Genomic DNA, 12,030 nt, shown 5'->3' on the forward strand with positions numbered 1-12,030 from the left:
CCCGCGCGCTGAGTTCGCGCGAGGAGTCCAGCACGGGCGAGGTCTGTGCGCGGCCCGACCAGATTCTTCGGTCGGAAGGCGCCCACGGCTCCATGCGATGGGATGGACCGCGCCGGGCGCCTTCCTCGCTCAGAATGACAGCATGGGCGGGAAACCACTTCAAACCCATTCGGGATTCGCTGTCAGGATGACGCTTCCCGGGTTCCTCTGTGAAAGGCAGGTTGGCAGCACCTTCTCGGGATCAGCGTCCTTCGTGTAGATGACGAACGGGCCGGCCCCGCTGCTGGGGCCGGCCCGTTCGCCGTAATCGACTTCCGCACTCACGCACTACCGCACTCACGCACTTCCCATCACCGCGCGGCCGCCAGGATCGCCTGCATCTCGTCCGGCGAGAAGTGGTACGTCTCGTTGCAGAAGTGGCAGACCACCTCCGTGTACGGCTGCTCCTCTTCTTCCACGATGCGCGTGACCTCCTCGTGGCCCAGGCTCACGATGGCCGCCTCGAACCGCTCGCGCGAGCACGGGCAGTGGAAGGTGACGTCCTGCCGGTCGCCAAAGGTGTAACCCTCCGGGAAGATGCGCTCCAGCATCTGCTCGGGCGTGGTGCCCTCGCGCAGCAGTTGCGTGGGGTGCGGCAGGGCGGCAATGCGCTGCTCGATCGCCCCGATCTCGTCGTCCGAAAGGCCGGGCAGCAGCTGCACCAGGTACCCGCCCGCGGCCTCCACCGTGAGGTCCGGGTTCACGAACACGCCGATGCCCACGGCCGACGGCGTCTGCTCGCTCTTGGCCATGTAGTACGCCAGGTCGTCGCCGATCTCGCCGGAGACGAGCTCCACCATGCCGCGGTAGGTCTCGCGCATCCCCAGGTCCTTGGTGACGGCCAGGTAGCCTTCCGTGCCCACCACGCCGCGCACGTTGAGCTTGCCGTTGGTGCTGTCGGCGTGCACGTGCGGGTCGCCCACCAAGCCGCGCACCTGCCCGCGCCCGTCGGCCGTGACCATCACGCGGCGCACGGGGCCGTTGCCGCGCACGTCCACCGTGAGCACCTGGTCCGGCTCCTTGAGCGTGGAGGCGGAGAGCAGCAGCGCGCCCATGGCCGTGCGCCCCAGGGCGGCCGTGACCGCGGGATACGTGTCGTGCCGGCGCTGAAGCTCCTGCACCACGCCCGTGGCGTTGAGGGCAAAGGCGCGCACGCGCTCGTCCAGCGCCGTGGCGCGCACCAGGTAGTCGGTGTGGTTCGTCGTCGTCATCGTCCGGGCCTTGCCCCTTCCCCAATAAACAGAGCCGCGGCCCCGTGCGATCCGTTTTCGCCGGCCGCGGCGCAACCTGCTTCGGTACAACGATTTGGGCAGATGGTTCCCGCGCGCGGAATCCGCAAAACCTGTTCGCGCGCTGGCCGCTGTGGAGCGTGGCCCTTTTGACCACTTGACCGTCTACCTTGCCTGATTTATCATGGCGTGTGTCCTCCTAACCCAAGTGGCCATAGTGGTCGGCCCCCGTCCGGCGATCCGCCGTATACGCGCAACCCGGCGCGCATCCCCCTCGAGGTCCTTCGCGACTTCGTGGTGGAGCAGGCCAAGCTGCGCACCTACCGGCCGCTGGCCAAGGAGTGGGGCGTCGTCCCCGAGACGCTGCGCAAGTTCGCGGAAGGCATTACCAAGGATCCGCACAAGCGCCAGCAGGAACTGTACGGATCCAAGTTCCTGGAACTGCACCCCAGCGGTTACGTGCAGGAAAAGCCGGTGGACGGGCATGCGCGGGCGCTGCCGCAGCTCAAGATGATGCTGCCGGCGGACCGCGAGAAGGCGCGGGAGATCGTGGATCTCGTGTTCGAGCTGGCCGCGCGCCACCCGGACGAGCTGCCCGACGAGGCGGTCCGGATCCAGGAGTGGCTGGGCAAGCTGCTCAACGCCGAGTTCGACGCGGAAGCCGGCCAGCCGCAGCAGCGCAGGCGGCGCAAGGAATGAGGACGGCAGCGGCCCCGGACGACGATCGTCCGGGGCCGCGTTCGTTCCGGCGACGTCGATGAAGGCAATCCGCGGAATCGCGGGATGATCCGGCGCGCCTCTTGCCCCCGCGGGCCCCGGAAGCGCAGGATCCGAAGCTCATCCGGGACCCCGATCCCATGTCCGACAACAAGCCGCCGCCGCAGGCCGCCGCGCCCGTCCCCGCCGACGCTGTCGTCTCGCGCACGCGCGAGACGGACCGCATCACGCCGGGGCACGTGTACCGCGCCATTGGCCTGGCCTTTCTGCTGGCGCTGGTCTACCGCTACTGGGACCCGCTCACGCAGGTGTTCCTGCTGGGCTACGCGGCCGCCATCCTGGCCGTGATCCTCAACGGCCTGCGCCGCCTGCTGCACGTAAAGCGCACCTGGCTGGCGGCGGGCGTGGGCATCGTGGTGGTGGGCGGCGTGGTGGCGCTGCTGGCGTGGGGAACGCCGCTCATCATACAGCAGGCGCGCGGCGTGGTGCAGACGGGGCCGGCGCTGGAGCAGCAGATCGGCAAGTGGGAGCAGGAGATCCAGCGGCGCACGGGGATGAAGGTGGACATCCCGCATCCGCAAAAGCTGCTGCAGAGCAAGTCGCCCGGCGCCAGCAACGTGATGGGGCAGGCGGCCAGCCTGCTGGAGATCCTGTTCATCCCCCTCATCCTGTTCTTTGGGGGCCTGTTCGCCCTGGCCAACCCCAACGACCGTCTGCTCACGCCCATGCTGCGCGTGCTGCCCAACGGCGTGCGGCTGGCGTGGTACCGCATCTTTCAGCTGCTGGGCGAGCGGCTGATCGGGTGGGCCAAGGGCACGGGCATGGCCATGCTGGGGGTGGGGCTGCTGAGCACGGCGGCGTTCCTGGTGATCGGCGTGCCCAACGCCATCGTGCTGGGCATCTTCAACGGGCTGGTGGAGTTCATCCCCCTGTTCGGCCCGTGGGTGGGCGGGCTCACGGCCGTGCTGATCGCGTTCCTGGACGATCCGCAAAAGGCGATGTTCGCGGCCATCGCGGCGTTGGCCATCCAGCAGATCGAGGCGAACCTCATCACCCCGTGGGCCATGTCGCGCAACGCGGAGGTGCACCCGTTCGTCACGCTGTTCGGGCTGGTGCTGTTCGGCAGCCTGTTCGGGTTCCTGGGGATCCTGCTGGCCATTCCCCTGGTGATGCTGACGTGGACGGTGGTGCAGGTGCTGTGGGTGGAGCGCGCCATCGACACCGACCGCGACCGCATCGCGCCCGTCGTGAAGGACTGAACGGCTTTCTCACGCAGAGGGAGCAGAGGCAGCAGAGTACCCCGGTTCCGTGGCGGAATCGGGGGATTCTGCGTGAGGGGGCTTGATGTATTGTTTCCTGCTGATGATATTGTTTCCTGAGGAGGAAACGATGACGAAAACAGGAAACGATCTCTCCGCTCCCGTCCGGAAAGCCGTGGGGATCCTGGAGCAGGCGCTGGGCGGCAAGGCCCGCGTCCAAGCCGAGCCCGCGCGGGACGGCGAGGCGTCGGTCGTGCTGAAGCGCGCGGCGAACCTGTCTACCCGGTTCATCGTCCGGGAATGGAGCGGGGCGCCGGCTCGCGTAAGGGTCAAAACTCGCGTCCTGTGGGTGCTTCGGTCTGCCGATGAGCAGGTCGTCATGGGCATGCGCAAGCGCGAGGAAAGCTTCGTGGACCTGGACGGCGCAGTGCACCTGGTCACGCCCTGGCTGCTCGTGGACCGGGAAGGGATCGAGGTGCCGCGGCCGCCCGCCGTGCCCGCCGTCGGCAACCCGTTCTCCGACCGCAACTCGCTGCTCGTACGTGCGCTGCTCGACCAGCCGGAGCGCGCGTGGGGAATCCGCGAGCTGGCCGCCGAGGCCGGTGTGTCGCCCGGGACGGCGTCCAAGGTGGTGCGCCGGCTGGCGCTGGAGGGTCTGGCCGAGGCGCCGGCCGGCCGCGCGCCCGTGCGCATCCTTGATCCGCGCGCGCTTCTGCGTCGCTGGGCCCGTGCGTACGACTGGCAGCGCAACGAGATGGCCGCGTTCCATGCGCCCATCGGCGACGTCGCCCGTTTTCTCAAGCGCCTGCCGGGCGTGTTCGGCGACCGGCGCTGGGCGCTCACCCTTCACGCGGGCGCGTCGCGCGTGGCGCCGCACGCGTCGTGGGAGCGCGTGCACGCGTACGTCGGCGCCGAGAGCGCGGCCGAGCTGTATCAGATCGCGCACCGCGAAGGCTGGCCGCCCGCCGATGACGGCCGGCTGGTGCTCATCAAGCCGTACTACAGGCACTCCGTCTGGCAAGGTGTGCGCGTCGTCGACGGGTTGCCCGTGGTGAGCGACACGCAGCTGGTGCTGGACCTGTGGCACTACCCCCTGCGCGGCATTGAGCAGGCGGAGCACATCCTGGCGGCGCGCGGGCTGGGGAACTGATGGACGGATCGCACTACGAGCCCGCCCTGCGCCGCGTGCTGTGGGAGCTGCGCGCCTATCTGGACGACGTGGTGGTGATCGGCGGATGGGTGCCGTACCTGTATCGCAGGTACGGCGGGTTCGCGGGCTGGCAAGGGCGGACGTCGCTCACCGTGGAGGTGGACGTGCTCGTGGACCGGCCGCTGCCGCCCGGCGCGCGCCCGTCCATCCCTGATATCCTGCGGGGCTGCGGCTTCCGCCCGTCCGGGAGCGTCGGAGGCGCGGCGGTGTGGATGGGCGACGTGGACGCGGGGGAGATGATCGAGTTCCTCGTGCCGCACACGGGCACGGCGCGGCAGCAGGGCGACGCGGTACCCGTCGCGGCGCAGGCGGGCCTGCGCGCCATCAGCCTGCCGGGGCTGGAGCTGATGCGCCGCTACCGCCGCCCCGTCCGCATCCCCGTGGCCACGGAAGGGGGCGAGACGCTGCTGGACGTGCACGTGCCCTGGCTGGGCGCGTACGTCGTCAACAAGGCCTGCACGTTCTGCCGGCGGTCGGCGCACGGGGAGGGAGGCGGCAAGCGCTCCAAGGACCTGCTGTACCTGCGGGACGTAGCCGCGGCCGGCGAGGAGGTGATGGCGCGGCTGGAGCAGGACCTGCGCGAGATGGCACGCGATCGCCGCGCCGCGGGAGAGATCGGAAGCGCGGGCAACAACCTGCGCCTGGCCGTCAACGGCGGTTATCCCGGCGAGGTGAATGAAGCCGTGGCCGCCCTGCGCGAGCGCGACGCCACGCCGTCCGAAGCCGCGGCGCTCGCGGAGTTCCGGGGTCGCTTGGCGGACCTGCTGGACCTCCTGCCCGTCCGCTGATTCTCTCCCGACACGGAACGGCATTCTCACGCAGAGGGAGCAGAGGCAGCAGAGTACCCCGGTTCCGTGGCGGAGCCGGGGTTCTTTGTATCATGCGGGAGTCTTTCTGGAACGTGGATTGTTTCCTGGCGAGGAAACGGAGCCACACGAAGGGAAACAAGGAGGTCCGGACGCCTCATTCTCACGTAACGGGCAAACGTGCAGAGTCCCCTGCCTGCGCGTGGACTGGGGTACTCTGCTGCCTCTGCTTCCTCTGCGTGAGAAAATGCAGTTGGTGTTGCTTTCCCGACGCCGGACCTATGCCTCGAAGGCGAACATGCGGGCGAGAGTGGCGCTCGTGAGCGACGGTGGCGTCAGGCGAAAGAGCGTCTCGCGCAGGCGGACGGCGCCCGCGCGCTGCCACTGCGCCACGCGCCCGTACCGCAGCGACTCGCGCGTGATCCACGCCGTGCGGCGGTAGCGTTGCGCCTCGAACGCGCGCAGGGCGGCGGGCACGTCGTCCGTCCGGGCCAGGCAGCGGGCCAGCACGGCCGCGTCCTCGATGGCCATGCACCCGCCCTGGCCAAAGTTGGGCGTGGTGGGATGCGCGGCGTCGCCCAGCAGCGTCACGCGGCCGCGGCCCCAGCGGCGCACGGGCGGACGATCGTACGTGCCGTTCTTGAGGATCTCGCCGTCCGGCGTGGCCTGGATGAGCTGCGGAATCGGATCGTGCCAGTCGCCGAACAGGCGCAGCAGCCTGGCCTTGCGGCCCTCCGTCCCGTCATCCGCGTGCTCCGGCTCGTTGGCCGTGGCCCACCATGCCACGCGCCCCCCGCCGATGGGCACGATCCCGAAGCGCAGCCCGCGTCCGAGCGTCTCCGTCAGCCCCGGCCACTCCGCGGACCCGGCGGGCGCCACGCCGCGCCACACGGGGTAGCCGCGGTACACGGGCTCGCCGTCGTCCAGCAGCTGGCGGCGCACGGCGGACCACAGCCCGTCCGCGCCTACGAGGAACCGCCCCGTCTCCGTGCCCCCGTCGCCGAAATCCGCTTCCACGCCTTCCGCCGTCTCGCGCAGAGCGCGGAACTCGGCGCCGGTGCGCACGGCCCAGGGCGGCAGCGCGTCGGCCAGGACGGCGTGCAGGTCCGCGCGGTGAATGAGCACGCTGGGCGCGTCGGCCGGCGGCAGGCTCATCCGCGTGAGCACGCGGCCGCGCGGGTCGCGCAGGTCGCCGGCGGCGAGCCGAAAGCCGCGGCGCAGCACCTCGTCCAGCAGCCCCCACGCGCGCAGCTGCCGCGTGGCATTGGGCCACAGGCTGATGCCCGCGCCCACCTCGCGCAGCTCCGGCGCTCGCTCGTGCACCTCGGCCTGGATGCCGGCGCGGCGCAGCGCGATGGCCGCCGACAGCCCGCCGATCCCCCCGCCCACCACGATGGCCGGCGCGCCCGCGTCCAGCATCGGTCCCGCTCCGCGTTCAATGTGGCGCCCCGGCCTGCGCGGGGCGTGATGGGCAAGCTAATGGGGCCACGCCCTACACATCACGGGAGGATCCCCATCCCGCGCGTGGGAGCTTTCCCCACGCGCCATGCGGGATCGGCGGACGGGGCGGAACACGCGGGGCGGCGGATGGTACGCGTGCCATCCGGCACTGGCCGGGACGCATCGGACGCCGGAGATCGGACGATGGGGATTCATCCGCACGCGCCGGCGCATGTGTGCCGGCGCGTGCGAGCATTGGAGGCGGAGACGGATGGGAATCGAGACGTGGATCGGCGTGCTGGGGTTCATCGGCACGATGCTGCTGGTGATGGTGGGTCTGCTGAACTTTACCGTGTTCACCAAGCAGCTGAACATCGCCAAGGAGCAGATCGGCACGGCCGTGCGGCAGCTGGAGCTGGCCCAGCAGCAGCCGGACCTGCAGCTCATCCAGCGCGCCATCACCGAGACGTCGGACCACGTGCGGCTGATGGTGGAGCGGCCCTACCTGCGGCCGTACTTCTACGAGGGCGTGGCGTGGAAGCCGGGAGACGCGGCGTCGCACGACGAGGTGCGGGCCATGGCGGAGCTCATCCTGAACAACTTCGCGTCGGCGCTGATGCACTCGGCCACGTTTCCGCAGTACCCGGTGCGCGGCATTGACCGCAGCATCATGTTCCACCTGCGGCACGGGCCGGCCCTGCGCGAGTTCCTGGCGGAGAACTTCGACCGGTTTCCGTTCAGCGGGTTGTCCATGCTGTCGCTGCAGCACGAGACGCGCGAGGCGGTGGAGGCGGCGCTGCGCCGGCTGATCGAGGTGCCCGGCCTGGACGCGCCGGAGGTGGAGCGCCGCCGCGAGCTGCTGGAGCTGTTCCGCGAGTCGCCCGGCCTGACGCCGCTGGAGTTCACGGCGCTCAGCATGGCCAAGCGCCGCTGATCCAGGGTCTGCGAAGCCAGAAACGCGAAGCGGGGCGGCCTGTCGGCCGCCCCGCTTCGTATCTCCCGGAACGCTGCTTACGCCCAGCCCCAGTCCGTGCAGTTGGCGCACCACGTGTTCATGTTGGAGCACCCGGGGTCGCCGCACGCCGTATAGGCGCAGGAGAACTGCTCCGTAAAGGGCTCGCCGCAGGGGAACAGCTGGTTGGTCTGTGCGGGCGCGGTGACGTGCGCCTTGACGGTGCCGGCCCGGCCCTGCGGCATGTCGGCCGTCTCGAACGCCGTGACCTTCAGATCGTCCAGCTTGAGCTTCAGCTTCCGCATGGTGCGTCCTGGATGGGGAAAGTGGGGGTGTGGACTGCAACAACGCGCACAGGATACCTGTATCCGCCGTAAATCACAACAAGGACGTTCGCCGTCGGGCGTGAGCCGAACAATGCGTTCTGTTGGGGCGTAGGCCCCGCCCACTGTTATTCTGAGAGAGGCGCCGGCTGGATCCATCCCGTTCTGGATCCTGTGGGCGCCGCCCGAAGAACCGGGTTGCCCAAACGTGGTGCCGAGGCCCCGCCGACCGACTCGCTGTGTCTCTCACCCGAGCGAAATACCATGCCCATAAGGGTTAGTCATACCAGCATGTTCGGGAACGCAATTGACTCGTACAGGTCATCCCACGACGGGTTCATCGTCTCGATCAGCTGCACCTTCTTGGCTCGCACCCAGCTCTTGATCTCCTTTTCGCGCGCGATCGCCGCGTTCGCATCGTGCGTGTGCTCGAAGTACACCAGGCGATCGACGTTGTATCGCTTGGTGAATCCGGGAGTCAGTCGCTGCCGGTGCTGGGCGACACGGTGCACCAGATTGTTGGTCATGCCCACGTACAGAACGTGCTTGGCGCTCGCGAGCAGGTAGACGTAGTAGTTGTGGTGCATCGCTCGTCCGAGTGCAGGCGAAGATGCGGTCAGGCGGAAAACGCGTTGACGCCGGATGCGTGACAAACGTGGGCGGAGCGCACGCGGTGAAGCAAGGATCGGCGCTGGAGCGGGGAACGGCGGGCCCGTGCACGGGCGAGTACCGGGCGCGGCGCGACCCGATTCTTCGGCCGATCGGCGCCGACAGTCCTCGCGCGGGATGGAATCGCCAAGCGCCGATCGACCTCAGAATGACAGCAGGGGAGGGTGCTGGGCGACGCGGAAGCGCGCTTCGCGCCCTACGCCAGCCCCGTCATCCGCTCGCTGATCTCCCACAGGCGGCGGGCGGCGTCGGCGTCCTGGGAAAAGGCGCTGCTGCGGGCGGGGCGCTCGTCCTGCCAGTAGCCGCCCGTCACCTCCCGCACGCGCGGCGACGACGCCAGCCACACGGCCGTGCGCGCGCCCTGCTCCGGCGTGCGCAGGAACGGCTTGAGCAGCCGGATGGGCGCGAACCCGCCAAACAGCAGCGCCGTGCCCACCACGCCCGGGTGCATGGCGTTGGCCGTCACCTCCCCCGCGGAAACGCGGCGCGCCAGCTCGCGCGTCATCCACAGGTTGTACAGCTTGGTGTTCGCGTACTGCCGCAGCCCGCTGTACCGCTCCCGCATCTCCAGGTCGTCCCACGGCACCCTGGCCCCGTGGTGCGCGCCGGAGCTCATGGTCACCACCCGGGCCGCGCCGCTGGCCCGCAGCCGGTCCAGCAGCAGGCTGGTCAGCAGAAAGGGCGCGAGGTGGCTCACGGCCAGCTGCATCTCGATGCCGTCCGGCGACGTCTCGAACCGCCTGGTGTAGACGGCCGCGTTGTTCAGCAGCACGTGCACGGCGGGGTAGCGGTCCAGGATCTCGCGCGCGGCCGCGCGCACCTGCGCCTGCACGGCCAGGTCCGCCAGCACCACGTCCACGCGGTCGTGCCCCGCGGCCCCCATCACCGCTTCGCGCGTGCGCCGCGCCCGCTCGGCGCTGCGCGCGACCAGCACCACCGTGGCGCCCTGCCGGGCCAGCGCCGTGGCCGCCGCCTGCCCGATCCCTGCCGTGGCGCCCGTCACCACGCAGACGCGTCCGTCCATCCGCTCCTCGTCCGCCACTGCCCCCTCCCCGTGATCGTCGTCGAACCGGTACGCGCGGACGGTTGACCCCGCGCCGCGGCCGGCTCCAAGTTGCGTCATCCACATCCTATCCGCATCCCGAGACCGACCCGATGGATCCCGTGATGATCGACCGGCGCGCCTTTTTGCGCCGCGCCGCCGCGCTGAGTGGCGGCGCCTTTGCCCCGTCGCTGCTGGGGCTTTCGTCGCTGTCCGCGTCCGTGCGCCCCGTGCCGCGCGCGGACGGCTACGGCCCGCTCGTCCGCAGCGCCGAGGTGCCGGAGCTGTGGGTGCCGCAGGGCTTTCGCGTCCGCAAGCTCAGCACCACGCGCGCACCGTCGCTCGTGAATCCGGCGTGGGAGGTGAAGTACGGGGTGGACGGGATGGCGGCGTTCGGCGGGCGCACGCGCGGCACCGTGCGCCTGGTGCGCAACCACGAGGTGGCCGATGCGGCGGACGTGGCCCGCGTGCTGGGCGCCGGCGCGCGGGCGTACGACCGGCGGGCGGGCGGTGGAACGAGCACGCTGGAGCTGCACCAGGGCGACGACGGCGAGGTGGAGCTCGTCCGCGAGTTCGTCAGCCTGAGCGGCACGCACGTCAACTGCGCCGGCGGCCGCACGCCCTGGGGCAGCTGGATCTCGTGCGAGGAGACGACGGCGGGCCCAGCCACCGGCTTCGAGCGGGCGCACGGCTACTGCTTCGAGGTGCCCGCCGACGCGGACGACGAGGTGGAGCCCGTGCCGCTCAAGGCGCTCGGCCGGTTCGTGCACGAGGCGCTGGCCGTCGACGAGGAGACGGGGATCGTCTACCTGACGGAGGACGTGCGCCACGACCCCGCCATCGCGGCGGGGCGCGGCGCCGGCTTCTACCGCTTCATCCCCCGCGTGCCCGGCCGGCTGGCGGAAGGCGGACGGCTGCAGATGCTGCGGATCAAGGATCGTCCGCGGTACCGCACGTTCACGGGGCAGACGGTGGGCGCGCCCATGGCCGTGGACTGGGTGGACATCGACGACGCGGACCCGGCGGAGGCGGAGACCAACGTGTCCGCCGTCTTTCAGCAGGGGTGGTTGAAGGGCGGGGCGATGTTCGAGCGGCTGGAGGGATGCTTCGCGGGGCAGGGCAACATCTACTTCGACGCCACGGAAGGCGGCGAAGTGCGCGCGGGGCAGGTGTGGTCGTACCGGCCCACGGGGGCGGACGACGGCGTGCTGACGCTGCTCTTCGAGTCGCCGTCGCGCGACGTGCTGGACAGCCCCGACAACCTGTGCCTGAGCCCTCGCGGCGGGCTGATGATCTGCGAGGACGGGCTGGCGGAGCAGTACGTCCGCGCGCTCACGCCCGGCGGCGAGCTGATCGACGTGGTGCGCACGGACGCCGCGTCGCCGGAGTTCGCGGGCGTGTGCTTCTCGCCCAACGGGCAGACGCTCTTCTTCAACATCCAGGGCGGCACCCGCGCCGCCGCGGCGGCCACGCTCTCCGGCGGCACCTACGCGCTCTGGGGCCCCTGGAGCCGCGGCCCGCTCTGATCCGCACGCGGGGGCATTCCTCAGCCGGTCCGCCGGCCCTCGAGCGCGTCATCCCGAGGAGCCGCCGCGTGTGGCGACCTCCCCGCGAGCGCCCCCTCCGGGCTCGCGGAGCTCGCCCACCTCCCCAAAAAACCCTTGGGAGGTTGGATAGCACGACGTTCATCCCTTGCTCCGGGTACCGCGCGTTCCAGGGGAAACCGGGAGAACCTGCCCATCCAAGCAGCGCGGGAAGCAGCCATCGAGCCGCTTGACGCGCGCGCGGAACCCGCCACAAACTCCTGGTTCTCATCCGCAGGTTCATCCATCCCCGATTCCTCACCTCATCATGAGCACAGCCGTCTTGCCGTCCGCCGCACCCGAACTGCCGCTGGAGCAGGGCCACTACGACCAGGCGCACCTGGAATGCGACGTGGTGATGAAGGGCGGCATCACCAGCGGCGTGGTGTATCCGCTGGCCGTCTGCGAGCTGGCGAAGACGTACCGGTTTCGCTGCATCGGCGGGACGTCGGCGGGGGCCATCGCGGCGGCGGCGACGGCGGCCGCGGAGCTGGGGCGCCGCGATGGCGGAATCCACCGCGGGGACGGCAGGGACGCGAACCACGGATTTCGCGAGCTGGCAAAGCTGCCCGCATGGCTGGGCGGTTCGGAGGAGGGGGCGGACCGCAGCCACCTGTTCGCGCTCTTTCAGCCGGGCCCAGGGACGGACGCGCTGTTCGACGTGGCGACGGCCGGACTGCGCGGCCGCAGCACGCCGGGCCGGCTGATCAGCCGGTTTCCCGCCGCGGCGGTGCTGGGCTGCGTGCCGGGGCTGGGCATCG

Annotated in this window: 12 protein-coding genes; 7 read left to right on the forward strand and 5 right to left on the reverse strand. The window is 70.5% G+C overall.

All coding sequences use genetic code 11. From position 1 onward, the window contains the following. Positions 1-350: 350 nt before the first annotated feature. Positions 351-1,250 carry an Hsp33 family molecular chaperone HslO gene (gene hslO / locus VFZ20_RS31990; protein WP_329688044.1) on the reverse strand — a complete coding sequence of 300 codons (900 nt, stop codon included), beginning with the start codon at positions 1,248-1,250 and terminating at the stop codon, positions 351-353. Positions 1,251-1,565: 315 nt separating this feature from the next. Between hslO and VFZ20_RS31995 the strand changes: the two genes are divergently transcribed. From VFZ20_RS31995 to VFZ20_RS32010, 4 genes are all read left to right on the forward strand, one after another. Then, complete coding sequence (locus tag VFZ20_RS31995) at positions 1,566-1,967, forward strand: hypothetical protein (protein WP_329688045.1); 402 nt, start codon at positions 1,566-1,568, stop codon at positions 1,965-1,967. Positions 1,968-2,125: 158 nt separating this feature from the next. Beyond that, a complete protein-coding gene (locus VFZ20_RS32000; RefSeq protein ID WP_329688046.1) occupies positions 2,126-3,244 on the forward strand; it encodes an AI-2E family transporter in 1,119 nt (372 codons plus the stop codon). Between the two features lie 130 nt (positions 3,245-3,374). Beyond that, entirely contained in the window at positions 3,375-4,394 is a 1,020-nt protein-coding gene (locus VFZ20_RS32005; RefSeq protein ID WP_329688047.1) for a type IV toxin-antitoxin system AbiEi family antitoxin, read from the forward strand. Continuing rightward, positions 4,394-5,242 carry a GSU2403 family nucleotidyltransferase fold protein gene (locus VFZ20_RS32010; protein ID WP_329688048.1) on the forward strand — a complete coding sequence of 283 codons (849 nt, stop codon included), beginning with the start codon at positions 4,394-4,396 and terminating at the stop codon, positions 5,240-5,242. The genes VFZ20_RS32005 and VFZ20_RS32010 overlap by 1 nt, the downstream gene beginning before the upstream one ends. 297 nt (positions 5,243-5,539) lie before the next feature. On the opposite strand, the gene VFZ20_RS32015 is transcribed toward VFZ20_RS32010, so the two are convergent. Next, a complete protein-coding gene (locus VFZ20_RS32015; RefSeq protein WP_329688049.1) occupies positions 5,540-6,679 on the reverse strand; it encodes an FAD-dependent monooxygenase in 1,140 nt (379 codons plus the stop codon). Between the two features lie 292 nt (positions 6,680-6,971). On the opposite strand from VFZ20_RS32015, the gene VFZ20_RS32020 reads away from it, so the two are divergent. Then, on the forward strand, positions 6,972-7,634 hold the full coding sequence (locus VFZ20_RS32020) for a hypothetical protein (protein ID WP_329688050.1): 663 nt from the start codon (positions 6,972-6,974) through the stop codon (positions 7,632-7,634). A gap of 77 nt (positions 7,635-7,711) precedes the next feature. On the opposite strand, the gene VFZ20_RS32025 is transcribed toward VFZ20_RS32020, so the two are convergent. From VFZ20_RS32025 to VFZ20_RS32035, 3 genes are all read right to left on the reverse strand, one after another. Next, on the reverse strand, positions 7,712-7,957 hold the full coding sequence (locus VFZ20_RS32025) for a hypothetical protein (protein WP_329688051.1): 246 nt from the start codon (positions 7,955-7,957) through the stop codon (positions 7,712-7,714). A gap of 299 nt (positions 7,958-8,256) precedes the next feature. Further along, complete coding sequence (locus tag VFZ20_RS32030; RefSeq protein WP_329688052.1) at positions 8,257-8,562, reverse strand: GIY-YIG nuclease family protein; 306 nt, start codon at positions 8,560-8,562, stop codon at positions 8,257-8,259. A gap of 278 nt (positions 8,563-8,840) precedes the next feature. Then, positions 8,841-9,767, reverse strand: coding sequence for an SDR family NAD(P)-dependent oxidoreductase (locus tag VFZ20_RS32035; protein WP_329688053.1), 927 nt, complete (start codon positions 9,765-9,767; stop codon positions 8,841-8,843). A gap of 32 nt (positions 9,768-9,799) precedes the next feature. Between VFZ20_RS32035 and VFZ20_RS32040 the strand changes: the two genes are divergently transcribed. After that, the gene (locus VFZ20_RS32040; RefSeq protein WP_329688054.1) at positions 9,800-11,212 is read left to right on the forward strand and encodes an alkaline phosphatase PhoX; all 1,413 of its coding nucleotides are present in this window, start codon (positions 9,800-9,802) and stop codon (positions 11,210-11,212) included. A gap of 325 nt (positions 11,213-11,537) precedes the next feature. After that, positions 11,538-12,030: patatin-like phospholipase family protein (locus VFZ20_RS32045; protein ID WP_414682967.1), on the forward strand; the 493-nt coding region annotated here is incomplete at its 3' end.

The sequence above is a fragment of the Longimicrobium sp. genome (genome assembly GCF_036280135.1).
Taxonomy (GTDB): Bacteria; Gemmatimonadota; Gemmatimonadetes; order Longimicrobiales; family Longimicrobiaceae; genus Longimicrobium.

What these genes read in the sequence shown, in the direction of transcription:
- VFZ20_RS32030 (WP_329688052.1), bottom strand. Translation starts at nt 8,562, where the DNA reads ATGCACCACAACTACTACGTCTACCTGCTCGCGAGCGCCAAGCACGTT.
- VFZ20_RS32040 (WP_329688054.1), top strand. Translation starts at nt 9,800, where the DNA reads ATGGATCCCGTGATGATCGACCGGCGCGCCTTTTTGCGCCGCGCCGCC.
- VFZ20_RS32025 (WP_329688051.1), bottom strand. Translation starts at nt 7,957, where the DNA reads ATGCGGAAGCTGAAGCTCAAGCTGGACGATCTGAAGGTCACGGCGTTC.
- VFZ20_RS32010 (WP_329688048.1), top strand. Translation starts at nt 4,394, where the DNA reads ATGGACGGATCGCACTACGAGCCCGCCCTGCGCCGCGTGCTGTGGGAG.
- VFZ20_RS32005 (WP_329688047.1), top strand. Translation starts at nt 3,375, where the DNA reads ATGACGAAAACAGGAAACGATCTCTCCGCTCCCGTCCGGAAAGCCGTG.
- VFZ20_RS32020 (WP_329688050.1), top strand. Translation starts at nt 6,972, where the DNA reads ATGGGAATCGAGACGTGGATCGGCGTGCTGGGGTTCATCGGCACGATG.
- VFZ20_RS32015 (WP_329688049.1), bottom strand. Translation starts at nt 6,679, where the DNA reads ATGCTGGACGCGGGCGCGCCGGCCATCGTGGTGGGCGGGGGGATCGGC.
- VFZ20_RS32000 (WP_329688046.1), top strand. Translation starts at nt 2,126, where the DNA reads ATGTCCGACAACAAGCCGCCGCCGCAGGCCGCCGCGCCCGTCCCCGCC.
- VFZ20_RS32035 (WP_329688053.1), bottom strand. Translation starts at nt 9,767, where the DNA reads ATGACGCAACTTGGAGCCGGCCGCGGCGCGGGGTCAACCGTCCGCGCG.
- hslO (WP_329688044.1), bottom strand. Translation starts at nt 1,250, where the DNA reads ATGACGACGACGAACCACACCGACTACCTGGTGCGCGCCACGGCGCTG.